We start from the raw sequence: 22,010 nt of genomic DNA on the forward strand, positions 1-22,010 counted from the left end.
TCCGGAAACGAATCCGGCTCGCCGGACGGGTCGGCATAGAGCCGCTCATGCACACCGTCGTCGGTGGTGATGGAGACGCGCGCGCCGAACGGATGGGTGCGGCCGATCTCGAGGCGATCGTCCTGCACCACGTCGAACTAGTCGGCCAGCGCATTGACGGCGGCGTCGCCGAGCCGCTCGTAATCGTCCCAGCCGAAGCGGCCCAGGTCGAGCGCCACCGCGCCGGTGAAGAACATCGAGAACAGGCCGCCGACGATCGAGGTCGGATGCCGCTTGGTGGCGGCGTCGCCGGTCAGCGTGATGCCGTTGCGGTGCAGGCCGATCTCGACGCGCTTGACCTGGTCCGGCGTCAAATTGTGCTCCCTGCGCATCGCGATGATGGCGTCGATCGCGGCGTGCGTATAGCGGCAGCTCGGATACGGCTTCACGCCGATTTTCATGGTCTCGTAGACCGAGCCGAGCCCGGCCACGGCCTTCTCGGGATGCGCGTCGTCGCTGTAGCCGACCAGCAGGCCGTGCTTGCCTTCGACCGATTCCGAGGCGCCGAGAAAATCGTTCTTCGCCAGTGTGGCGGCGACGACGCCGTTCATCGCGGCCGCGCCGACCTGGTAGCGCTTGTTCCACGCGCCGTTGACGAGGAACTGCAGCGAGCCGGCGGCCTGGCTGCCGGATACGCCGAACGCGGAGATCAACTGCTGCTGCGACAGGCCGAACAGCTTGCCGGCGGCGGCGGCGGCGCCATAGGTGCCGGCGGTGGCGGTTGGATGGAAGCCGCGGGCGTAATGCGAGGTCGGGTCGAGCGCGTTGCCTAGCCGGCAGCACACTTCATAGCCGGCGACGATCGCCGTCAGCACCTGTTTGCCGGACGCCCCCACCATCTCGCCGACGGCGAAGGCCGCGGGCACCACCGGGGCGCTCGGATGCAATGAGGAATCGGCGTGGGTATCGTCGAAATCGAGCGAATGGCCGAGCGCGCCGTTGAGCAGCGCCGCGATCGCCGGTGTCCAGGTCTTGCTGTCGCCGAATACGGTGGCGTCGCCACGGCCGTCGAGCGACAGCGCTTCCAGCATTTTCAGCAACGCCGGCGTCGATTCCGCCTCCTGGCGCGCCCGGATAGTGCTGCCGAGGTAATCCAGCGTCAAAACCTTGGCGCGCTCCAGTACCTCCTGCGGGATGTCGTCGAATTTGAGATTCGCGACATAGGTGGCGAGCGTTGCGGTTTCGTCGGCCATTGTGTTTCCTCACTTTTGTTGAAACAGCGTAAGCGGGCTGAATCGGCGTTTCAAGCCGGCAGCGTGTGCCGGCAGCCATGCCGGCGCGACGAAACTCGGACCGGGGCTGATGACCGCATTGCTGAAACGATTTTGGGGCGTTCTTGTCGCGCGCAAGGTCGAATTGGGGCTCGGCATCCGCGTCACCGTGGCGGCGATCAGCTCGCTGGTGATCGCGCTGGCCTGCGGCCTCAAGCTGCCGCTATGGGCAGTCCTGACCTCGATCATCGTCACCCAGGCCAGCGTCGGCCGCTCGCTGAAGACGACGCGGGATTATCTGGTCGGCACCATCGGCGGCGCGATCTATGGCGGCGCGGTGGCGATCCTGATCCCGCATACCGGCGAGGGCGCGCTGCTCGGCGTGCTGGTTCTGGCGGTGCTGCCGCTGGCCTTCATCGCGGCGATCAATCCCAGCCTCAATGTCGCAACGGTAACGGCGATCATCGTGCTGCTGCTGCCGACCATGAACCACGGCACGCCGCTGGAATCCGCCATCGACCGCGTGCTCGAAGTCGTGGTCGGCGCCATCACCGGCCTGCTGGTCTCATTTCTGGTGCTGCCGTCGCGGGCGCACAGCCACATCCGCGCCAGCGCGGCACGAACGCTCGAACTGATAGCCGCGGCGCTCGGCGAGTTGCTGGCGGCGCTGACGCGCGGCCGCGACAATGATGCGCTGCATCGCTTGCAGGACGGCATCGGCGCGGCAATGGTCGGGCTCGATGCCACCGGCGCCGAGGCCGAGCGCGAGCGCGCCGCGCATCTGTCCACGGGGCCGGATACCGGGCCGTTGCTGCGCACCATCCTGCGGTTGCGCCATGATCTGGTGATGATCGGTCGCGCCACCGTGGTGCCGCTGCCATCGGAATTGCAGAAGCGTCTCGCGGGTCCGCTGGCGCGCGTCAGCGATGCGATCGTCACCTATCTGCGCGCCATGGCGTCCGCCTTGCGGACCGGCGGCGGCGCCCCGGCGATCTGGCCGGTGCAGGTCGCCCTGCAGGCCTATAGCGGCGAAGTCGCCGCGTTGCGCAGCGAGGGTCTCATTCGCGGCATGCCCGGCGACGCCGCCGAACGCTTCTTTGCGATCGGCTTCTCGCTCGAACAGATGCGGCAGAATTTGAAGGATCTGGAGCGCTGCATCGTGGAATGGACCGAGGCGGTACCGGAATTGCCCAAGAAAGCGGAGCAGGACGGGACTAACGCGTCTTGAGGGCTTCCAGCGCGTGCAGTTGCAGGCGCTCGGGATCGCGTTCGCCGCGCGACGCCTGATCGAGAATGCTGCTGGAGAGCAGCTGCAGCGCGTCCGAGGGAATCCGCAGCGGCAGCACGTCGAGGCAGCGCTGCAGCGCCGCCGACATCGCCTTCACTGTTTCCGGCGTGAACGAATGGCCGCCTTCATCGTGCCAGGACGGCGCAAGGTCAGAGGACGGCTGCCTGCTTGGCTGTTCGCTCAGCCGCGCGGCGGCGCGGAGCACGCGCAGATAGATCAGCCCGTCTTCGCCCAGCGCATTCTCATCGGTCTGGCCGGATTTCGCCAACGTGACGATGCGCGACGCCAGACGGCGGCGGTTCTCGGCCGTGTCCGCGGCCTCGCCTTCGGCGGCGATAAAGGGCTGCCATGCCGCGTCGAAGGCGCGTGCCAGTGCAGCCTTGGATTCATCGCTGTTCGGATTGATTTCGGAAAATGTCACCTCCGGTAACAAGAACCGGCGGCGAAAGTTCCACGGGCGCCGCCGTGAAATCAGCCGGCGACCTGCCGTAGCATCGTCCGCACGATCAACCGGTGAAACGGCGTGATGATGGTGAGGTAGGCACGTCCGAGCAGGTTATGCGTCAGCACGACGGTTGTGGCGGTCACGCGCTGGCCGCGGCCGGCGGCAGCGACATCGACCACGACGCGGAAATCCAGATGGCTGTCGTTGAAGCCGGCGACGATGCGGTGTGGCGTGTCGCTGATCACCGGAAACATCCCGATCCGGTCGGCGGAGGATTGCTTCGCGGCCTTCGTGGTCGTCAGCCCGAACGGCTTCACCAGAAAGTCGCGTGCCGCCAGCAGCGCCTGCACCCATCCGGGCGAGCGGCCGAGCATACGGTCCGCAGCGGTGCGGGCGTCCAGCGCTGCCCCCTCGACGGTGACGCTGAAGGCGTCGATGAACTGCGCGCCGGCGAGCAGCGAGTCGGGATCGATCTCGGGTCGGACCATCGCGATATTCATGAGAAGTCTCCGCACGGCGTCAGACGCCAGCCGCAGTCTACCGCTTTGCAGCACAGATGTCCTTTGCGCGTTACGAGCAATGCTCCCTAAGATGGCAAAAAAAGCAGGGAGGTGCGCATGGCGGGTTTTCGGCTGAAAATGTTCTATGGGGCGGTGGTTGCGGCGCTGGCCTGGGTCATACCGGCTTCGGCGCAGGAGTATCCGACCCGCCCGATCACGCTGATCGTGCCGTTCGCCGCCGGCGGTAGTTCGGATGTCAATGCGCGGCTGATAGCCGAGCAGATGAGCCGTCATCTCGGCCAGCCGATCGTGATCGAGAACATCGGCGGCGCCGGTGGCGCGGTGGCGCTGGCCCGGGTCGCACAGGCGGCGCCCGACGGCTACACCATCGTGCAGGGCAACAGCGGCACCAACACCGCGGTCTACCTGTTCACCCCTGACGTGAAATTCTCGCCGTCCGACTTCGCGCCGATCGGCATGTTCAACAAGAGCTCGGCGGTGGTGGCGATCCGCAAGAATTTTCCGGCGGAGAATCTGTCGCAGTTCATTGCCCACGCCAAACAGAATCCCGGCACGCTGAACATCGGCCATTCCGGCGTTGGCTCGCAGAATTACCTGTTCTGCAAGGCCTTCATGCAGGCCGCCGGTATCGATGTGACGCTGGTCGGCTATCGCGGCGGCGGACCGGCACTGAACGACCTGATCGGCGGCCAGATCGACGGGCTGTGCGATTCATCGGCGTCGGTTACGCCGGCGATCCAGAGCGGGCTGGTGCGCGGCATCGCGCTGGGCTCGAAGACGCGACTGCCGCATCTGCCGGACATGCCGACCGCCGCCGAGGCCGGGCTGCCGCAATTCGAGATCGCTGGTTGGTACGCTCTGTTCGCGCCGAAGAACACGCCGCCCGGCATCATCATCCGGCTCAACGATGCGATGCGAGCGGCGGTCGCCAGCCCGGACTATCTGAAGCGGCTCGACGATCTCGGCTCGCAGCCTGCCGTCGATGCCGAAATGGCGCCGGCCTATCTGGCCCGCTTCGTGCCGCAGGAGATCGAGAAATTTCGCAAGATGCTCGGCGACGTCAAATGATGCGCGCTGCGTTTTTTGTGGCATAACGACGCTACATCCATGGGGAGATTGAATTTGTCCTTTGACCGTTCCACCGTCGAGGCGGTGATCCAGCATTATTTCGACGGCCTCTATGAGAGCGATGCCGACAAGCTTGCGGCGATCTTCCACCCCACGGCGGATCTGCGTTGGGTCAGCAAAGGCCAGTTGCAGGTGCTGACCGTGCCGGACTGGATGGCGCTGGTGCAAAAGCGCGCTTCGGCGAAGTCCGAAGGCAAGCCGCGCGAGGATTTCATCGTCACACTCGATCGTTCCGACGAGTCGACCGCCCTCGTCAAGGTGCGCTGCCAACTGCCGCCGCGCTACTTCACGGACTATCTGGTGGTGATGAAACTGAGCGACGGCTGGCAGATCGTCTCCAAGGCGTATCGCTGCGACGTCAGGGAATAGTCACGCGACGCTGCTGCGGCGGAAGCCGTTCCATACCGCAGTTGCGGCGCCGGAAGTGAGCACCGGAAGATATCGGGTGTCCTGATAATGCCCGTTCAGCGAAACGCGCGGCAGAGCGGTGAGGTTCTCGACATTGTCGGCGAAGATCACGCCGGGCCGCGTCGTCACCGCGGTGGTGAAGCCGGCCTGCCGCGCCAGCGCGAATTCGCGCGGGCCGGCGGCGTAGCGGTCGCCATAGGGATAGGCCAGATGCACGGCCGGGCGTTGCAGCGCGGCTTCGATCTGCGTTCTGCTACGGGTCAATTCCTGCAGCGCGTCGGCCTCGCTCTGCCGGGCAAGGTCGGGGTGGCTGACGGTGTGGGCGCCGATCGTCACCAGTGGATCGGCGGCGAATGATTTCAGCTCGTCCCATGACAGACAAAGTTCGCCGCTGATGGCGTCCTCGTCGATGGCGTGCGCGGCGCACAGAGCGGTCATTTCGCGGCGCAGTTCCGGATTGGACAGACCGCGCAGCCAGTCGTGCAGCCGGTCGAACGCGGCCTCCTTGCCGATCAAGGTGGAGGTGTCGAGCCGGACCATCGCGCCGTCGATCGGCGCGTTGATGGTGTCGGCGCGAGCGATCACCCGTTCCAGTGCGATCCACCACAGCCGGCCGGTGCCTGCGGCGAAGTCGCTGGTGACGTAGACCGCCAGCGGCGCGTCATATTCCTGCATCGCCGGCAGCGCGAAGTCGCGGTTGTCGCGATATCCGTCGTCGCAGGTGAAGCAGACGAAGCGCCGTGAGAAATCCTGTTCGGTCAGCCGCCGCTGTAATTCATCGGGTGTGACGATGTCGATGCCGGAGGCCCGGATATAGGCCAGGGTTGCGCGCAGGAAGTCAGGTGTAATCTCAAGGTGTCGATTGGGCTGGAACGGGCCTGAATGGGCGGGCCGGACGTGGTGCAGCATGAAAATGGTGCCGACGCCGCCAAATATCGGCCGCAACACCCGGTGTGCGCCGCTGAAATACAGCGCATCGAGGCCGGCGCGGATGATGGTGCTGCGTATCTGCTTCATCGTATGACCGAGCAATTGGTGTTACCCACAGAAACAATCAGAAACGGTTGAACAAAGCGTATACTCCAGCCCACCATACTACCGGCAACGCGCCCGTGAATACAGTTTGACAGCCTCGCAAGGGTTTGTTTTCACTCCATTTCCAGACCCCCCACAGGACTTCGAATGCACGGACTTTTCAGGTGGAGCAACAAATGGTGGCCTGGCCTCGTTCCCCTTGCCGTGCTGTGGGCCGCGGCAGCTTGGGTTAGCACAATTCCGCTGGAAGCCGACATCGCCGCGCGTAGTGCCGCGGCGCTGAAAAGCACCGTGCTCGACAAGACCCGGATCGCGGTAGCCGGCCGCGACGTTACTTTGGCCGCCGAGGCGTTTTCCGAAGACGGTCGACGCAGCGCGCTGGCTTCGGTTGAGGCGGCTCCCGGGGTACGGCTGGTCAATGACGACACCCGTCTTGTCCGGGAGGTCAAGCCGTTCGTCTGGGTTGCCGAGCGCGACAATGTTCGGGTGACGCTATGGGGTACCACGCCGCTGCCGGGCAGCAAGGCGCGCATTGCGGACGCCGCGCGCGCCGCGCTGAACGGTACTGAAGTGTCCGATCGCATGGGGCTGGCGCGCGGCGCGCCACCGCGCTTCGACGCCGCGGTGCTGCTGCTGGTCGACCAGATCGCCAAGCTCAGGGATGGCAAGATCGTGGTGTCCGACAGTGCGGTCAGCCTGTCCGGCATGGCGCGCGAACTCGGCGGCCGGGAGGCCATCGCCGCGGCGCTGAAGAACCTGCCGGAGGGTTTCACGATCGCGGCCAACGAGGTCAAGGCGCCGCCTTACATCTTCCAGGCCAACAAGGACCCGGTCGCGGTGACGCTGACGCTGAGCGGCTATGTGCCTGACAACAACGTCCATGCCACGCTGGCCGCGACTGCCGGCCGCAAGTTCGCCAACGAGAAGATCATCGACAACCTGAAGGCCAGCATCGGCGCGCCTTCCGGCTTCTCTGCCGCGGTGACCTCGGCTCTGGCCGCGTTGTCACGGCTTTCTACCGGCACGCTGGTCGTGTCCGACCGCGAGGTCCGGCTGTCCGGTGACGCGCTGTTCGAGGTCGCGGCCAGCCAGATTCGCTCTGGTCTCGCCAAGGAACTGCCGACGGGCTGGACCGCCAAGCCCGAAGTCTCGGTCAAGCCGGCCGCGTCGCCGGTCGATGCGACGGTGTGTCAGCAATTGTTTACGCAGAACCTGACCAAGGGCCGGATCCGGTTTGAAACCGCCAGCGCCAGCATCAATGCCGACTCTGCCGGCCTGCTCGATCGCCTGATCGAGGTTGCGATGCGCTGCCCCAATACAAATATCGACATCATCGGCCACACCGATGGCGACGGCGATCCCGCCTTCAACCAGACGCTGTCGGAAAAGCGCGCCGCGGCGGTCGAAAATTATCTCGTCCGCTCCGGCCTGCCGGCGGAGCGTTTCACCACGCAGGGCTACGGCTCAAGCCAGCCGATCGCGGCCAACAACACCGACGAGGGCAAATTGCAGAACCGCCGCATCGAATTCATGGTGAAGCAATAATGGCCGATCTGGCATTTTTTCTCTGGGGCTGGTTGCTCGGCGCCGCGGTGCTCGGCTTCTGCATGGGCTGGATCGCCGTCATCACGCGCAGCCGGCCGGTGCCGAAACGCTGGGTGCAGCGACTGGCGGTGCTGGCGGCGGTGATCGTCGGCGTCGCGCTGGCGAGGCTGGTTCCCGGTCGGTTCGGCTACTGGCTCGATCTCGGCCTGGCGCTGTTCACCTGCTACCTCGTCGGTTGCGCGATCGGCTCGTGGCTGCGCGACTGGGTGGTGTCACGGCAAAGTCCGGCGGCGTGACCTTATGTCCCGCCGCCAAACGGTCGGGATCAGGTCACGAAAGCCTCACGGTCACATGCGACGCCTCGCGGATGTCCGCTGGGCCGTCAATATGCCGCAGCGGCCTGCGCAAAGTCTGCTTCTGGTTTGTAAGGTCGGAGCTAATATATTGATGCTGCGCGTTTTTTGTTCACGTTCGACGAATTCCACTTTCCTGCAAAACAGGCTAGGACGGGTCGTCTGACAGCGACGGTGGCGACGCCGTGGTTGCCTGACGGCCAAGTCGCGTAACGTCCAAGTCGCCTGACGCCCCGGTCGTGGGATCGTATTCGAGGTTGAGATGCTGGAAGCAATACGCAGGGCGATCTCGTTTCTGCGCGACAAGCAGATCCTGCAGAAGCTCGGTGTCCTGTTCAGTGTCGCGATAATCGCGCTCGCCTGTTATATGCTCTACCACAAGCTGCGTAACATCAACGGCCACGCCGTCTATGAGGCGATGAAGGCGACGGAGCCGCGCCTGATCGGGCTGGCGGCGCTATCGGTGGCGGCCGGCTATTTCACCCTGACCTTCTACGACTGGTTCGCGGTGCGTGCGATCGGCCACCGCCATATTCCGTACCGCATCAATGCGCTTGCCGCCTTCACCAGCTATTCGATCGGCCACAATGTCGGCGCCAGCGTTTTTACCGGCGGTGCGGTGCGCTACCGCATCTATTCGGCCTGGCGGCTGAATGCTGCCGACGTCGCCAAGATCTGCTTTCTCGCAGGTTTGACGTTCTGGCTCGGCAATGCCGCCGTGCTCGGCATGGGCATCGCCTATCACCCGGAAGCGGCCTCGGCGATCGACCAGTTGCCGCCGTGGCTCAACCGGATTCTGGCCTTCGTGCTGCTTGGCGGTCTCGCCAGCTACGTGGCCTGGGTCTGGGTCAAGCCGCGCAGCGTTGGCCATGGGACGTGGTCCGTGGTGCTGCCGGGCGGGCCGCTGACGCTGCTGCAAATCGTGATCGGCATCGTCGATCTCGGCTTCTGTGCGCTGGCGATGTACATGCTGGTGCCGGACGAGCCCAATCTCGGTTTTGTCGTGGTGGCGGTGATCTTCGTTTCCGCGACCCTGCTCGGCTTCGCCAGCCATTCTCCGGGCGGATTGGGCGTGTTTGATGCCGCCATGCTGGTTGGGTTGTGGCAGATGGACAAGGAAGAGCTGCTCGCTGGCATGCTGCTGTTCCGCGTATTGTATTATCTCGCACCATTCTTCATTTCCGTCATCCTGCTGACGTCTCGGGAACTTATCCTTGGCGCGCGTTCGAAGCGGCTTGCGGCGATGGTCGCTGCCGTTGAACCCGAGAAGCAGGTGGCCGTCGGCCGCCCGCTCAAGGAACATGGCGGCTCCGGCGCCTGATTTTCAATCCGGAGCAGGAAGAGAACCCGCCAGATGGCTGTAGAAGCTTCCTCATCGACGCTGTTTTCGCCGTGGCCTGACCGGTTGCGGCGTGCTGCGATCATCCTGCTGGTGGCGGGGCTGGCGCTGGCTGCGCTGGTGCTGTTTGGCGAATTGTCGCTGCAGCGCGCCTTGATTGCGTTCATCTGCATCACCGGTGCGGCTTTGGTGCCGTGGCGGTTGCACCACGCGGTGACGTCGCGCGAGGAAGTGATTGGCGTCAATCCGGTCGAAGCGCCCGCGGTGCGTGCCATCATCGGCGGCATGCCCGACCCCGCCGTGCTGCTCGACCGCGCCGGGCGCGTGCTGCATTTCAATCCGGCGGCGGCACAACTGGCGCCGGCGCTGCGCAAGAACGAACTGGCGCAATTCGCGCTGCGTTCACCGGAGATCGTCACCGCTCTGCGCGAGGCGATAGCAACCACCGAACCGCGCCGCGCCACCTATCTCGACCACGTTCCGGTCGATCGCTGGATGGAGCTGATGATCACGCCGTTGCAGGTGCCGACGCATTTCGGTGGCACCGATACCTGCATGCTGATGACGTTCCATGACCAGACCCCGTTGCGCCGGGTCGAGGAAATGCGTGCCGACTTCGTCGCCAATGCCAGCCATGAATTGCGTACGCCGCTGGCCGCTTTGTCCGGCTTCATCGAGACGCTGCAAGGTCCGGCCCGCGACGACGCCAAGGCGCGCGAGCGCTTCCTCGGCATCATGCATACGCAGGCGAAGCGGATGGCGCGGTTGATCGACGACCTGTTGTCGCTGTCGCGGGTCGAGCTCACCGCGCACGTACGGCCCGATCTGCAGGTCGATATTCTGCCGATCATCCGTCAGGTTGGCGACGGGCTGGAGCCGCTGGCGGCCGAGCGCCAGGTCAAGATCGAGATGGAGTTGCCGGATGCGCCGGTGATGATCGCGGGCGACCGCGAGGAATTGCTGCGACTGTTCGAGAACCTGATCGAAAACGCCTTGAAATACGGGGCGTCGGGCGGCCGGGTGCTGGTCTCGCTGACCACGGAGGTCACCACCGAAGGCGTGCCGGAAGTGCGCGTCGCGGTGCGCGATTTCGGCCCCGGCATCGCGCCGGAGCATCTGCCGCGCCTGACCGAGCGTTTTTACCGCGTCGATGTTGGCGACAGCCGCGCACAGGGCGGCACCGGGCTCGGGCTTTCGCTCGTGAAACACATCCTCAACCGGCATCGTGGCCGGTTGCTGATCGAAAGCGTGCCGAAGAACGGCGCGACTTTCACGGCGGCATTTCCGCAGATCAAGCCGGCGCCTGTCGTTCAGGCGTAATCTGCTATTCGGGATAAAAAGCTGGCGCTGCGGATCACCGCAACGCCGTTGTCACCTCAGCGGATCGGCTTCGGCGCCTGGCGGCGGCGATCCGAGGCGGGCTGGTAGGCGATGCGCGAATGGTGGGCGCAATAGGGCAGGCTCTGCAGGGCCTTGCCGCCGCAGAAGTAGAATTCCGAGCTCGACGGATCGCCGATCGGCCAGTGGCAGGTCGCCTCGTTGAGTTCGACCAGCGTCAGCCGCTGGCTCATCGGCACCACGTTGTCATAGGTGACCGGATCCGGCTCCATCTCGACTTCGTAGTTATGCGCCAGAGCGGTATTTCCGCGCGCTACCGGGCGCGACATCCGCACCATCTGCTGGGCGACGGGACGTGTCTTGCGCGGGCGCGGGGCGGCCGAGGACGGGCTCTTGGCGCGGCCGGACAGGCCGAGACGGTGCACTTTGCCGATAACGGCGTTGCGCGTCACGTTGCCCAGTTCAGCCGCGATCTGGCTGGCGGAGAGGCCGCCTTCCCAGAGTTTCTTCAATTGCTCGACGCGATCGTCGGTCCATGTCATTACCGTCATCGCAAGTTCCCTTCGTGTCGCGCCGGCCGATGCTGCTCGGCGCTGCGACTCCAGATTCAAAAATCCCTGCTGCCAGAATCCCTTAGCGCTCGCCGGGCGCAATAAATGCGACCGGGCGTTTACGCCGCGCACAAGACTAAAGGATCAAACCGCCGCACGAGATGTCGTATCCGACAGTGCAAAAACTACAATATGCCGTGACTCACGCGCAAGAGTCAGGCACCGGGCGTCCACATGCTTCTGCTGACAAAGCAGCAAAATCGGCTTTTTCTGCGGCTTCTGACTGCCTCTGGGCACCACTGCCAGGTTGACAGTCATCATGGCACACATAGAATAATGCCTACGTGCCGCCTGCGAAAGGCGGCACGTTTCGTTTTTGGGGTCTGTTGTCCGTACCGGCGCCTCTGCCACCGGCCGCCCCTGAGTTTTTCGATCGGATTGGTTATGACCAACAGCGCGCCGTCTCATCTGCTTCCCGTCTTCGCCAGGGCGGACCTCGCCTTCGAGCGTGGCGAAGGCGCCTGGCTGATCTCGACCTCCGGCGAGCGCTATCTCGACTTCACCAGCGGCGTCGCGGTCAACGCGCTCGGCCATTGCCATCCGCATATGGTCGCCGCCCTGCAGGAGCAGGCGACGAAGCTGTGGCACATGTCGAACCTGTTCAAGAGCCCGGACGGCGAACGCCTCGCAGCTAGGCTCTGCGAGCAGAGCTTTGCCGACTACGTGTTCTTCGCCAATTCCGGCGCCGAGGCGATGGAATGCGCGCTGAAGGTGGTCAGGCACTATCACTTCTCCAAGGGCCATCCCGAGCGCAGCCGCATCATCACCTTCGAAGGTGCGTTCCACGGCCGTACGCTCGGCACGCTGGCCGCGACAGGTGCTGCAAAGTATCTCGAAGGCTACGGCACGCCGCTGGACGGCTTTGACCAGGTGCCGCTCGGCGACATCGAGGCCGCCAAGAAGGCCATCGGTCCGAACACGGCCGGCATTCTCATCGAGCCGCTGCAGGGTGAAGGCGGCGTGCGCGCGCCGTCGAATGCATTTTTTGGCGCGCTGCGCGATCTCTGCGACGAGCACGGCATCTTGCTGGTGTTCGACGAAGTTCAGACCGGTATGGGCCGCACCGGCGAATTGTTCGCCTATCAGCGCATCGGCGTGACCCCGGACGTGATGTCGCTGGCCAAGGCGCTCGGCGGCGGCTTTCCGATCGGCGCCTGCCTCGTCTCCGCGGAAGCGGCCGAGGGCATGGCGCCCGGCTCGCACGGCTCGACCTTCGGCGGCAATCCGCTGGCGATCGCGGCGGCCGGTGCCGTGCTCGACGTGATGCTGAAGCCCGGCTTCTTCGATCATGTGAAAAAGATGTCGCTGCTGCTGAAGCAGAAACTGGCGTCTTCCGTCGATCGCTTCCCCGGCGTGCTTTCTGAAGTGCGCGGCGAAGGCCTGTTGATCGGCCTCAAGGCGGTTGTGCCGGCCGGCGACCTGGTCGCCGCGTTGCGAGATGCCCGGCTGCTCAGTGTCGGCGCCGGCGATAATGTGGTGCGCTTCCTGCCGCCGCTGATCGTCACCGAGGCGGAGATCGAGGAGGCCGTGCAGCGGTTGGAGCTGGCCTGCATCGCGCTGTCGCCGGAACGCAAGCAGGGAGCCGCGTGATGACCAAAGCATTGCGCCACTTTCTCGACCTCAACACGTTGCCGACCGCTGAACTGCGTAAGATGCTCGACGCCGGCGTCGCCATGAAAAAGAAGCTGAAGGCCAATTCCAAGCCGGACAAGCCGCTGGAAAACAAGACCCTGGCGATGATCTTCGAGAAGCCCTCGACGCGCACGCGGGTGTCGTTCGAGGTCGGCATGCGCCAGCTTGGCGGCGAGGTCGTGATGCTGACCGGCGCCGAGATGCAGCTCGGACGCGGCGAGACGATTGCGGACACTGCGCGCGTGCTGTCGCGTTTCGTCGATGCGATCATGATCCGCATTCTCAACCACGACTCGCTGATGGAACTGGCTGCCAACGCCACCGTGCCTGTCATCAACGGCCTGACGCGGATTTCGCATCCGTGCCAGGTGATGGCCGATGTCATGACGTTCGAGGAGCATCGCGGGCCGATCAAGGGCCGCATCATCGCCTGGACCGGCGACGACAACAACGTGCTGATGTCGTGGGCACATGCCGCCGAACGCTTCCAGTTCAAGCTCAATGTCGCGACGCCGCCGGAGCTGGCGCCGAAGAAGTCGTTCCGTGACTGGATCAAGGCGACCAACGCGCCGATCGTGCTCGGCACCGATGTCGACGCCGCCGTGCGCGGCGCCGACTGTGTGGTCACCGACACATGGTTCTCGATGGGCGACAAGGACGGCGAGACCCGCCACAACCTGCTGAAGCCGTATCAGGTCAATGCCCGCTTGATGGATCTGGCGAAGCCTGACGCATTGTTCATGCACTGCCTGCCCGCGCATCGCGGCGACGAGGTCACCGACGAAGTGATCGACGGCCCGCAATCGGTGGTGTTCGACGAAGCCGAAAACCGTCTGCACGCGCAGAAGGGCATTCTGGCCTGGTGCCTCCACGCGGTGGAGTAGTCGGAGGACGATGTCGTCCCGGCAAGCGAGCCTGCGAGCGCAAGCCGGGACCCATAGCCTCGGTCCTCTTGTTGAACGAAGGTGGCGACCGCCTGCGGGTGAGCCACGAACCCGGAGGGTATGGATTCCGGGTCGGCATTCGCTTCGCGAACTCGTCCGGGATGACCGGGGGCACTTTTCCCGCCTCCCGGGGTTTCGATTTCCGCCTGCCGCCCCCAGATAGAGCGCCATGACCACACATTTCCCCGACCCCACCCTCCCGCCCGAAACCCCCATCCGCGCGCCTTCGGCCGTGCCGATTGATGACGCGGTGCTGCCGTTCGAGGTGTCGCCGCTCGATCTGCGTGGCCGGCTGACCCGGCTTGGCCCGGCGCTCGACGAACTGCTCGACAAGCACGATTACCCTGCGCCGGTCGCCAAACTGCTCGGCGAGGCGATCGTGCTGACGACGCTGCTCGGCTCGGCGCTGAAATTCGACGGCCGCTTCATTCTGCAGACCCTGACCGATGGTCCGGTGTCGCTGATGATCGTCGATTTCCAGGCGCCGGACCGGATGCGCGCCTATGCCCGCTTCGACGCGGCGAAGCTCGCGCCCGGCCTCACCACCGGCCAGCTGCTCGGCAAGGGCCATCTGGCGATGACCGTCGATCAGGGGCCCGACATGAGCCGCTATCAGGGGCTGGTGGCGCTGGAAGGCGGCACTCTCGAAGATGCCGCGCATGAATACTTCATGCGCTCCGAGCAGATCCCGACCCGCGTGCGTCTCGCCGTCGGCGAGGAATGGCGCACCACCGAGGACGGCCCGAAGCATCGCTGGCGCGCCGGCGGCATGCTGCTGCAGTTCCTGCCGAAGGCGCCGGAACGCGCGCGGCGTGACATTTCGGGAGGCGATTTGCCGGAGGGCGTCGAGCACGACGTGGCGCCAGAGGATGACGCCTGGCTCGAAGGTCAGTCGCTGATCGCCACGGTGGAGGACGTCGAGCTGATCGATCCCGATCTGTCCGGCGAGCGGCTGTTGTTCCGGCTGTTCAACGAACGCGGCGTCCGCGTGTTCTCGTCGCTGCCGCTGCGGGCAAAGTGTTCGTGCTCTCGTGAGGCTGTGTCGGGGATGCTGAACAATTTCGCCGCGCAGGATCGCGCCGACATGGTCAAGGACGGCAAGGTCGAAGTGACCTGCGAGTTCTGCAGTTCGGTCTACGAATTCACGCCGCAGGAAGCCGGCGTGGAATAGCAGCCCTGCTGTTTACTTTCGGAGCGTTTCCGCTTTTGCTCGTGGAAAAGCTCCGGAGGAAACATGACCAGCGCGCCATCCCACGAGGCGGAATTCGATTACATCATCGTCGGCGCGGGCTCCGCCGGCTGTGTGCTGGCCAATCGGCTGAGCGCATCGGGCCGGCATTCGGTGTTGCTGCTGGAGGCCGGGCCAAAGGATCGCAACATCTGGATCCATGTGCCGCTCGGCTACGGCAAGCTGTTCAAATCGAAGACCGTGAACTGGATGTACCAGACCGAGCCCGAACCGGGGCTCGATGGCCGCAGTATCTTCCAGCCGCGCGGCAAGACGCTGGGTGGCTCCAGCTCGATCAACGGCCTGTTGTATGTGCGCGGCCAGCACGAGGACTATGACCGTTGGCGCCAGCTCGGCAATACCGGCTGGGGCTTTGACGATGTGCTGCCCTACTTCAAGAAGGCCGAAGACCAGCAGCGCGGCGGCGACGACTATCACGGCGCCGGCGGCCCGCTGCCGGTGTCGGACACGCGGCATCCCGATCCGCTGTCGGACGCCTTCATCGCCGCGGCGGTGGAGACCGGCCTGCCGTTCAATCCGGATTTCAACGGCGCCACGCAAGAGGGCGTCGGCCTGTTCCAGACCACGACACGGCGCGGCCGCCGCGCGAGTACGGCGGTGGCCTATCTGCGCCCGGCGCTGCGCCGCGGCGGGGTGCGCGTTGAAACCGCCGCACTCGCGCAGCGTATTTTGTTCGAGGGCCGTCGCGCGATTGGCGTCGAATACAAACAGCACGGCGTCACGCATGCCGTGCACGCCCGCCGCGAAGTACTGGTGTGCAGCGGCGCCTTTAATTCACCGCAGCTGCTGCAGCTTTCCGGCGTCGGCCCCGCCGAACTGCTGAAGCAGCACGGCATCAATGTGGTGATGGACGCGCCCGGCGTCGGCCATGATCTGCAGGACCACATGCAGGTTCGCATGGTGATGCGCTGTGCGCAGAAAATCACGCTCAACGACATCGTCAATCATCCGCTCCGCAAGACGATTATGGCGCTGCGCTACGCGGCGTTCCGCACCGGCCCGCTGACGATCGCGGCGGGAACGGCTGGCGCATTCTTCAAGACCGATCCGCGGCTGGCGACGCCGGATATCCAGATCCACTTCCTGCCGTTCTCGACCGACAAGATGGGCGAGGCGCTACATTCCTATTCCGGCTTCTCGGCCTCGATATGCCAGCTACGTCCGGAAAGCCGTGGCTCGCTGCGTATCAAGAGCGCGGACGCTTCGGTGCCGCCGGAAATCCGCATCAACTATCTGGCGACGGAGACCGACCGCACCGCGAATGTCGAAGGCCTCAAGATGCTGCGCGCCATGCTGCACGCCCCGGCCTTGAAGCCGTTCGTCGTGGACGAAGTCGAGCCGGGCTTGCAGCTAACCAGCGATGCCGACTTGCTGGCCTATTGCCGGCAGCGCGGCAGCACGATCTATCACCCGACCTCGACCTGCCGGATGGGCAACGACGCGATGGCCGTGGTCGACCAGCGCCTGCGGGTACGGGGGATCGATGGTCTGCGGGTGATCGACGGTTCGATCATGCCGGACCTGGTGTCGGGCAATACCAATGCCCCGATCATCATGATCGCGGAAAAGGCGTCGGAGATGATTTTGCAGGACGCGAGGTAGGAGAGCGAGCGCGGCAAACGCCAGTCTCGTGCACCGGACGCGGTGCGGCATTCTTATGCCGCTCCGCAGATCCGAGACCTATCAAACCTCGGCGCTTGGGGCGGCCCCGGATCAGCAGCGCACTCCGCTGCCTGCGGCAGCGCATTGCACCGCATCCGGGGAACGAGCCGGAGTACGTGGCGGCGTCCAGTCTACGCTGGCACCTTCTTCACCCACACCTTGTTGTCGTGAAACGCGACGCCGCCGTAGGGCGCCACGGCTTCGCCGCCGGTCAGCATATTGATGCCGCGACCGCCGATGTGAGACTTGTTGGGGTGCACGGATTCGGCGATCAGCACGCCGTGGCGCAGGCCGGGGAAAATCCGCGCGGTCAGCGTGGTCTCGCCGCGCATGTTGCCGAGCGTCACGGCGTCGCCATCCGCAATCGACAATCGTGCGGCGTCGTCCGGATGCATCATCACGGTTGGTGCGCCTTCGCGCGCCTTCGAGGATGGCGTTTCGTTGAAGCTGGTGTTGAGAAAACTGCGCGACGGGCTGGTGGCGAGGCGAAACGGATGGGCGTCGTCGGCTTGCTCGATCACCGCCCAGTGGTCCGGGAATGACGGCATTGCGTCCCACGCGCCCATCAGCCCGGCATTGGCCATCGGCACCTCCGACCAGTCGGCCTTGAAGTGGAATTTACCGTCGGCGTGCGCGAAGCCGTCGAGGTAATGCGAGGTGCGGAAATCCGGCTGCAGGTCGCGCCACAATTCTTGCTGCAGCGCGTCGATGCCGCCGCGGCCGCTGCGTTGCAGCGTCTCGTCGATGATTTCGCGCGGCGTCATCTCGAAGCCGCGGTTGGAGGCGCCGAGCCGCGACGCCAGCCCCTGCAGCACTTCGTGGTTGGAGCGGCACTCGCCGGGCGCATCGATCAGCTTGGCGCCGACAGAAATATGCTGGTGGCCGCCGCCGTAATAGAGATCGTCGTGCTCTATGAACATCGTCGCCGGCAGCACAATGTCGGCCATGACAGCGGTCTCGGTCATGAACTGCTCATGCACCGCGACGAACAGGTCGTCGCGCGCAAAGCCTTCGCGCACCTTGGCCTGCTCCGGCGCCACCGCGATCGGGTTGGTGTTCTGGATCAGCATCGCCTTCACCGGCGGGCCGTGATGCAACGCCTCGGCGTCGCCTGTCAGTACGCGGCCGACCTTCGATTGGTCGAGCAGGCGGGTGGTGGGATCGATGGTGTCGAGCCCCTCGATCAGCGTCTTGTCGAATTTCCAGAGCGCGGCGTTATTGAAGAACGCGCCGCCGCCTTCCACCTGCCAGGCGCCGGTGACGGCGGGAATGCACAAAGCAGCGTGCATCTGTGCCGCGCCATTGCGGCTGCGGGTGAAGCCGTAGCCGAGCCGGAAGAACGTGGCCTTGGTCGTGCCGACCAGATGCGCAAACGCCTCGATCTCCGTAACCGACACGCCGCAGATGTCGGACGCCCACTCCGGCGTGCGGGTGGCGAGGTGCGCCTCCAGTTCGGGCGAGGCGTCGGTGTATTTTTCCAGATAGCCGCGGTCGGCCAAGCCATCGCGAAACAGCACATGCATCACGCCGCAGGCGAAGGCGCCGTCGGTGCCGGGCCGCAGCAGGATCTTGATATCAGCCTGCTTCATGGTGTCGTTGTCGTAGATATCGATCACGGCCAGCTTGGCGCCGCGTTCCTTGCGGGCCCGGGCCACGTGCGTCATCACATTGACCTGCGTGTTGACCGGGTTGGTGCCCCAGACCACGACCAGATCGGACCTTGCCATTTCGCGCGGATCGACGCCTGCGACCTTTCCGGTGCCGGCGGCGAAGCCGGCCCGGGCGATGGTCGAGCAGATCGTGCCGTAGAAGCGGGAATATTTTTTTACATTGGCGAGGCGGTTGATGCCGTCGCGCATCACCAGCCCCATCGTGCCGGCATAATAATACGGCCACACCGCTTCCGCGCCGAAGTCGCGTTCGGCGGCGTCGAACTTCGCCGCGATCTCGTCCAGCGCCTCGTCCCACGAAATCCGGGCGAACTGCCCGGAGCCCTTCGGCCCGGTGCGTCGCATCGGGTGCATCAGCCGCTCGGGGTGATGGATGCGCTCGGCATAGCGCGCCACTTTCGCGCAGACCACGCCGGCGGTGTAGCTCTGCTGCTTGGAACCGCGCACCCGTCCGATGGTGGCGCCGCCGATCACCTCGATGTCGAGGGCACAAGCGGAGGGGCAGTCATGCGGGCAGGTTGAATGCCTGATGTCGATCTTTGCGCCTACCTTGGCATCGGCCTTGGCGTCGATCTTGGTCTGGATGTTCATGCCGCCAGATTAGCACAGCAGAACGTCGGGGAAAGCCGTAGATTGGCGTATTCGCCAGGCATGCTGCCGCCCGCATGAGCATGCCGGCGGCCGAAAAAGCTATTTACCCAACGCGTCGCGCTGCGCGGTCAGTTTGTCGAGTTCCTCGTTCTGCTGGGCGAGCCGGTCGGCGGTGCGGGATTCGTTCTGCTCGCCGGAGGCAGCGGTGGCCTGTTCAATCAGTTGCCGGATGTTGTCGCGGAGCACGGCAATACGGTCGTCGAGTTCGGCGGCGGAAAGGGTGGCATCCATTGTCATGCTCCTGGCCCGATGCGGGCTTGGGCCGGAGTCTACCGCGCGGGACGGCACCTTCCTATCGAAAAGAGATGCAAGTCCATTCCTCGTTCAAATCGGGCGATGGAATTTGCCGCGTGACTTTCAATCAAAGGTGATGGCCGCCGACGGATGCGGAACGAGCATTGTGCTAATCGATTGCCACATGGCCATATGGGCCTCTGAAGGAATGTATTCGCGATGGCGAAAAAGGCGGTCGAAGGCGTCGAAGAGTATCCGGATGCGGCCGGGGGGTGGGGTGCACTCAGGGCAGTGGCCGCCGCAGTGCGTGGCCAGATGGCCGTGGTCAACGAGACCCAGAGCCTGCTGAAGACCAACCAGCCGCACGGTTTCGATTGTCCGGGCTGTGCCTGGCCCGATCCGAAACACACCTCGTCGTTCGAGTTTTGCGAGAACGGCGCCAAGGCGGTGTCGTGGGAGGCCACATCGAAGCGCACCACGCCGGAATTCTTTGCGGCGCACACCGTCAGCGAACTATGGGAGTGGCACGACCACGATCTCGAGAACGAAGGCCGCCTCACCCATCCGATGGCCTATGACAAGGCCAGCGATCGCTATCTACCCATTTCGTGGGGAGAGGCAATGGCGCGGATCGGCGCCGGGCTGCAGGCGCTGCCCGATCCCGATATGGCGGAGTTCTACACTTCCGGCCGCTGCTCCAACGAGGCCGCCTTCCTGTACCAGTTGTTCGTGCGTGAGTTTGGCACCAACAATTTTCCCGACTGCTCCAACATGTGCCACGAGGCGACCAGCGTCGGCCTGCCGCAGTCGATCGGTGTCGGCAAGGGCACCGTGACGCTGGAAGATTTCGACCACGCGGATGCGATCTTCTGCATCGGCCATAACCCCGGTACCAACCACCCGCGCATGCTCGGGACCTTGCGGGAATGTGCCAAGCGCGGCGCGGCCATCGTTTCCATCAACCCGCTGCGCGAGCGCGGGCTGGAGCGCTTTACTTCGCCGCAAAGCCCGGCGGAGATGCTGACGGGCGCATCGACACAGCTCTCGTCGGCCTATTTTCAGGTCAAGGTCGGCGGCGACGTCGCTTTGCTCAAGGGCATGATGAAGACGGTGGTGGCCCTTGATGCCGCGAGCGTCGCCGAAGGCGGCCCCGGCGTACTCGATCGCGCCTTCATCGCGGAGCACACCGACGGCATCGACGCCCTGCTTGCCGATCTCGACGTCACCACATGGGAGGCCATCGAAAGGTCCGCGGGCATCACGCGCGCCGAGATCGAGCAACTCGGCGCCATCTATGCGAAGGCCGAGCGCGTCATCATCAACTACGGCATGGGCATCACCCAGCATCGCCACGGTACCGGCAATGTGCAGCAGATCGCCAATCTGCTGATGCTGCGCGGAAATATCGGCCGGCCGGGCGCCGGCATCTCGCCGCTGCGCGGCCATTCCAATGTGCAGGGCGATCGCACCGTCGGCATCACCGAGCTGCCGAACCAGGAGTTGCTGGACGGCATCAAGCGCGTGTTCGGCTTCGATGCGCCGACGCAGCACGGCCACAACGCCGTCGCCGCCGTGCGCGCGATCCGCGACGGCCGGTCGAAGGCGCTGATCTGTCTCGGCGGCAATCTCGCGGTGGCGATGTCCGATCCCGAGGCGACCTATCCGGCGATGCGCGGCCTCGATCTCGCGGTGCATATCGCGACCAAGTTGAACCGCTCGCATCTGCTGATCGCGAAAGAGTCGATCATTCTGCCGTGCCTGGGGCGGACCGAGATCGACGTGCAGGCGAGCGGACCGCAGCTGGTCACGGTGGAGGATTCCATGTCGATGGTGCACGGCTCGCGCGGCGGGCTGAAGCCGGCGTCCGAACATCTGAAGTCGGAGATCATGATCGTTGCCGAGATGGCGCTGGCGACATTGCCTGCGACCGAGGTGAACTGGATGGAACTGGTCGCCGATTACAGCAGGATACGCGACGCGATCGAAGGCGTGTTTCCGGCGTTCAAGGATTACAATGAGCGCATCAAGACGCCCGGCGGCTTCCGGCTGCGCAATGCGGCCTCCGAGCGGGAATGGCTGACGCCGGGCAAGAAGGCGAACTTCCTCACCTTCCCCGGCCTTTATGAAGACGGCGCCGACGATGACGCGGTGCTGACGCTGACCACGATCCGCAGCCACGACCAGTACAATACCACGATCTACGGCATGAACGACCGCTACCGCGGCATCACCGGCCGCCGCGACGTCGTCTTCGTCAACGAGTTGGATCTCGCCAGCCGTGGCTTGCAGCACGGCGACCTGATCGATCTCGCGGTCGCCACCCCCGGCAACGGAGCTCGTGTGATGCGCCGCATGACCGCGGTGTCCTACAAGATCGCGCAGGGCTCGGTTGCGGCGTACTACCCCGAAGCCAACATGCTGGTGGCGCTTGACCAGCACGACGCCAGGTCGGGCACGCCGGCCTACAAGTCGATCCCGATCGTGATCACCGCGTCGGCGGCGTGATGGCATATCGCCAAGCCGCCCCACACTCCGCTGTCGTCGCCCGGCTTGACCGGGAAACCTCGTAAACGCAGGCATCCATAATAGATCCGCGCCGCCGTCGTTTACTGGTTCCCCCGCTTTCACGGGGGACGACAGTGGAGTTTGCCGAGGCCGCGTCGGTACGTCGGCGGCGTGCATCTCGCGACAGATCGCCTTGCCGTTC

At 64.8% G+C, this 22,010-nt stretch carries 18 protein-coding genes and 1 pseudogene; 12 read left to right on the plus strand and 7 right to left on the minus strand.

The window, feature by feature from the left end; all coding sequences use genetic code 11:
• Positions 1-1,232 (minus strand): annotated as a pseudogene (locus JWQ24_RS08820) (MmgE/PrpD family protein); the annotation flags it as partial.
• Between the two features lie 109 nt (positions 1,233-1,341).
• Between JWQ24_RS08820 and JWQ24_RS08825 the strand changes: the two are divergent.
• Entirely contained in the window at positions 1,342-2,478 is a 1,137-nt protein-coding gene (locus JWQ24_RS08825; RefSeq protein ID WP_299806736.1) for an FUSC family protein, read from the plus strand.
• Here JWQ24_RS08825 and JWQ24_RS08830 read toward each other — a convergent pair.
• Together JWQ24_RS08830 and JWQ24_RS08835 are read right to left on the minus strand one after the other, a co-directional pair.
• Positions 2,465-2,959, minus strand: coding sequence for a hypothetical protein (locus tag JWQ24_RS08830; RefSeq protein ID WP_299806738.1), 495 nt, complete (start codon positions 2,957-2,959; stop codon positions 2,465-2,467). The genes JWQ24_RS08825 and JWQ24_RS08830 overlap by 14 nt on opposite strands.
• A gap of 50 nt (positions 2,960-3,009) precedes the next feature.
• Positions 3,010-3,483, minus strand: a complete 474-nt coding sequence (locus JWQ24_RS08835; RefSeq protein ID WP_299806740.1) for a DUF2867 domain-containing protein — start codon at positions 3,481-3,483, stop codon at positions 3,010-3,012.
• Between the two features lie 117 nt (positions 3,484-3,600).
• On the opposite strand from JWQ24_RS08835, the gene JWQ24_RS08840 reads away from it, so the two are divergent.
• Both JWQ24_RS08840 and JWQ24_RS08845 read left to right on the plus strand, forming a co-directional pair.
• Complete coding sequence (locus tag JWQ24_RS08840; protein WP_299806742.1) at positions 3,601-4,572, plus strand: tripartite tricarboxylate transporter substrate-binding protein; 972 nt, start codon at positions 3,601-3,603, stop codon at positions 4,570-4,572.
• A gap of 54 nt (positions 4,573-4,626) precedes the next feature.
• On the plus strand, positions 4,627-5,001 hold the full coding sequence (locus tag JWQ24_RS08845) for a nuclear transport factor 2 family protein (RefSeq protein WP_299806743.1): 375 nt from the start codon (positions 4,627-4,629) through the stop codon (positions 4,999-5,001).
• Here the strand turns inward: JWQ24_RS08845 and JWQ24_RS08850 are convergent, their stop codons facing one another.
• Positions 5,002-6,057: a polysaccharide deacetylase family protein gene (locus tag JWQ24_RS08850; RefSeq protein ID WP_299806745.1), complete on the minus strand. Its 1,056-nt coding sequence runs from the start codon at positions 6,055-6,057 to the stop codon at positions 5,002-5,004.
• A 165-nt stretch (positions 6,058-6,222) separates the two neighbouring features.
• Between JWQ24_RS08850 and JWQ24_RS08855 the strand changes: the two genes are divergently transcribed.
• From JWQ24_RS08855 to JWQ24_RS08870, 4 genes are all read left to right on the plus strand, one after another.
• Positions 6,223-7,620: an OmpA family protein gene (locus tag JWQ24_RS08855; protein WP_299806747.1), complete on the plus strand. Its 1,398-nt coding sequence runs from the start codon at positions 6,223-6,225 to the stop codon at positions 7,618-7,620.
• The gene (locus tag JWQ24_RS08860) at positions 7,620-7,916 is read left to right on the plus strand and encodes a hypothetical protein (protein WP_299806749.1); all 297 of its coding nucleotides are present in this window, start codon (positions 7,620-7,622) and stop codon (positions 7,914-7,916) included. The genes JWQ24_RS08855 and JWQ24_RS08860 overlap by 1 nt, the downstream gene beginning before the upstream one ends.
• Before the next feature lie 319 nt (positions 7,917-8,235).
• A complete protein-coding gene (locus JWQ24_RS08865) occupies positions 8,236-9,294 on the plus strand; it encodes a UPF0104 family protein (protein ID WP_299806751.1) in 1,059 nt (352 codons plus the stop codon).
• Between the two features lie 33 nt (positions 9,295-9,327).
• The gene (locus tag JWQ24_RS08870) at positions 9,328-10,632 is read left to right on the plus strand and encodes an ATP-binding protein (RefSeq protein WP_299806753.1); all 1,305 of its coding nucleotides are present in this window, start codon (positions 9,328-9,330) and stop codon (positions 10,630-10,632) included.
• A 56-nt stretch (positions 10,633-10,688) separates the two neighbouring features.
• Here JWQ24_RS08870 and JWQ24_RS08875 read toward each other — a convergent pair whose 3' ends face one another.
• Positions 10,689-11,201: a GcrA family cell cycle regulator gene (locus tag JWQ24_RS08875; protein WP_299806755.1), complete on the minus strand. Its 513-nt coding sequence runs from the start codon at positions 11,199-11,201 to the stop codon at positions 10,689-10,691.
• Between the two features lie 444 nt (positions 11,202-11,645).
• Here JWQ24_RS08875 and JWQ24_RS08880 point away from each other — a divergent pair, with 444 nt between their 5' ends.
• The 4 genes from JWQ24_RS08880 to JWQ24_RS08895 all read left to right on the plus strand — a co-directional run bounded on the left by JWQ24_RS08880 (position 11,646) and on the right by JWQ24_RS08895 (position 16,688).
• Positions 11,646-12,851, plus strand: a complete 1,206-nt coding sequence (locus JWQ24_RS08880; RefSeq protein WP_299806757.1) for an aspartate aminotransferase family protein — start codon at positions 11,646-11,648, stop codon at positions 12,849-12,851.
• Entirely contained in the window at positions 12,851-13,777 is a 927-nt protein-coding gene (gene argF, locus JWQ24_RS08885; protein ID WP_299806759.1) for an ornithine carbamoyltransferase, read from the plus strand. The genes JWQ24_RS08880 and argF overlap by 1 nt, the downstream gene beginning before the upstream one ends.
• A 229-nt stretch (positions 13,778-14,006) precedes the next feature.
• Entirely contained in the window at positions 14,007-15,008 is a 1,002-nt protein-coding gene (locus JWQ24_RS08890) for an Hsp33 family molecular chaperone (protein ID WP_299806761.1), read from the plus strand.
• Between the two features lie 63 nt (positions 15,009-15,071).
• Positions 15,072-16,688: a choline dehydrogenase gene (locus JWQ24_RS08895; RefSeq protein ID WP_299806763.1), complete on the plus strand. Its 1,617-nt coding sequence runs from the start codon at positions 15,072-15,074 to the stop codon at positions 16,686-16,688.
• Between the two features lie 191 nt (positions 16,689-16,879).
• On the opposite strand, the gene JWQ24_RS08900 is transcribed toward JWQ24_RS08895, so the two are convergent.
• Entirely contained in the window at positions 16,880-19,009 is a 2,130-nt protein-coding gene (locus tag JWQ24_RS08900; protein WP_299806765.1) for a molybdopterin-dependent oxidoreductase, read from the minus strand.
• A gap of 99 nt (positions 19,010-19,108) precedes the next feature.
• On the minus strand, positions 19,109-19,306 hold the full coding sequence (locus tag JWQ24_RS08905; RefSeq protein ID WP_299806767.1) for a hypothetical protein: 198 nt from the start codon (positions 19,304-19,306) through the stop codon (positions 19,109-19,111).
• Between the two features lie 216 nt (positions 19,307-19,522).
• Here JWQ24_RS08905 and JWQ24_RS08910 point away from each other — a divergent pair, with 216 nt between their 5' ends.
• On the plus strand, positions 19,523-21,808 hold the full coding sequence (locus JWQ24_RS08910) for an FdhF/YdeP family oxidoreductase (RefSeq protein ID WP_299806768.1): 2,286 nt from the start codon (positions 19,523-19,525) through the stop codon (positions 21,806-21,808).
• Positions 21,809-22,010: the final 202 nt, after the last annotated feature.

This window comes from Tardiphaga sp., assembly GCF_028290495.1.
Classification (GTDB): domain Bacteria; phylum Pseudomonadota; class Alphaproteobacteria; order Rhizobiales; family Xanthobacteraceae; genus Tardiphaga.

Bases quoted from the DNA above. Each gene is read 5' to 3' on its own strand.
- JWQ24_RS08825 (WP_299806736.1), top strand. From the start codon at position 1,342: ATGACCGCATTGCTGAAACGATTTTGGGGCGTTCTTGTCGCGCGCAAG.
- JWQ24_RS08835 (WP_299806740.1), bottom strand. From the start codon at position 3,483: ATGAATATCGCGATGGTCCGACCCGAGATCGATCCCGACTCGCTGCTC.
- JWQ24_RS08840 (WP_299806742.1), top strand. From the start codon at position 3,601: ATGGCGGGTTTTCGGCTGAAAATGTTCTATGGGGCGGTGGTTGCGGCG.
- JWQ24_RS08850 (WP_299806745.1), bottom strand. From the start codon at position 6,057: ATGAAGCAGATACGCAGCACCATCATCCGCGCCGGCCTCGATGCGCTG.
- JWQ24_RS08855 (WP_299806747.1), top strand. From the start codon at position 6,223: ATGCACGGACTTTTCAGGTGGAGCAACAAATGGTGGCCTGGCCTCGTT.
- JWQ24_RS08860 (WP_299806749.1), top strand. From the start codon at position 7,620: ATGGCCGATCTGGCATTTTTTCTCTGGGGCTGGTTGCTCGGCGCCGCG.
- JWQ24_RS08865 (WP_299806751.1), top strand. From the start codon at position 8,236: ATGCTGGAAGCAATACGCAGGGCGATCTCGTTTCTGCGCGACAAGCAG.
- JWQ24_RS08870 (WP_299806753.1), top strand. From the start codon at position 9,328: ATGGCTGTAGAAGCTTCCTCATCGACGCTGTTTTCGCCGTGGCCTGAC.
- JWQ24_RS08875 (WP_299806755.1), bottom strand. From the start codon at position 11,201: ATGACGGTAATGACATGGACCGACGATCGCGTCGAGCAATTGAAGAAA.
- JWQ24_RS08880 (WP_299806757.1), top strand. From the start codon at position 11,646: ATGACCAACAGCGCGCCGTCTCATCTGCTTCCCGTCTTCGCCAGGGCG.
- argF (WP_299806759.1), top strand. From the start codon at position 12,851: ATGACCAAAGCATTGCGCCACTTTCTCGACCTCAACACGTTGCCGACC.
- JWQ24_RS08890 (WP_299806761.1), top strand. From the start codon at position 14,007: ATGACCACACATTTCCCCGACCCCACCCTCCCGCCCGAAACCCCCATC.
- JWQ24_RS08895 (WP_299806763.1), top strand. From the start codon at position 15,072: ATGACCAGCGCGCCATCCCACGAGGCGGAATTCGATTACATCATCGTC.
- JWQ24_RS08900 (WP_299806765.1), bottom strand. From the start codon at position 19,009: ATGAACATCCAGACCAAGATCGACGCCAAGGCCGATGCCAAGGTAGGC.
- JWQ24_RS08905 (WP_299806767.1), bottom strand. From the start codon at position 19,306: ATGACAATGGATGCCACCCTTTCCGCCGCCGAACTCGACGACCGTATT.
- JWQ24_RS08910 (WP_299806768.1), top strand. From the start codon at position 19,523: ATGGCGAAAAAGGCGGTCGAAGGCGTCGAAGAGTATCCGGATGCGGCC.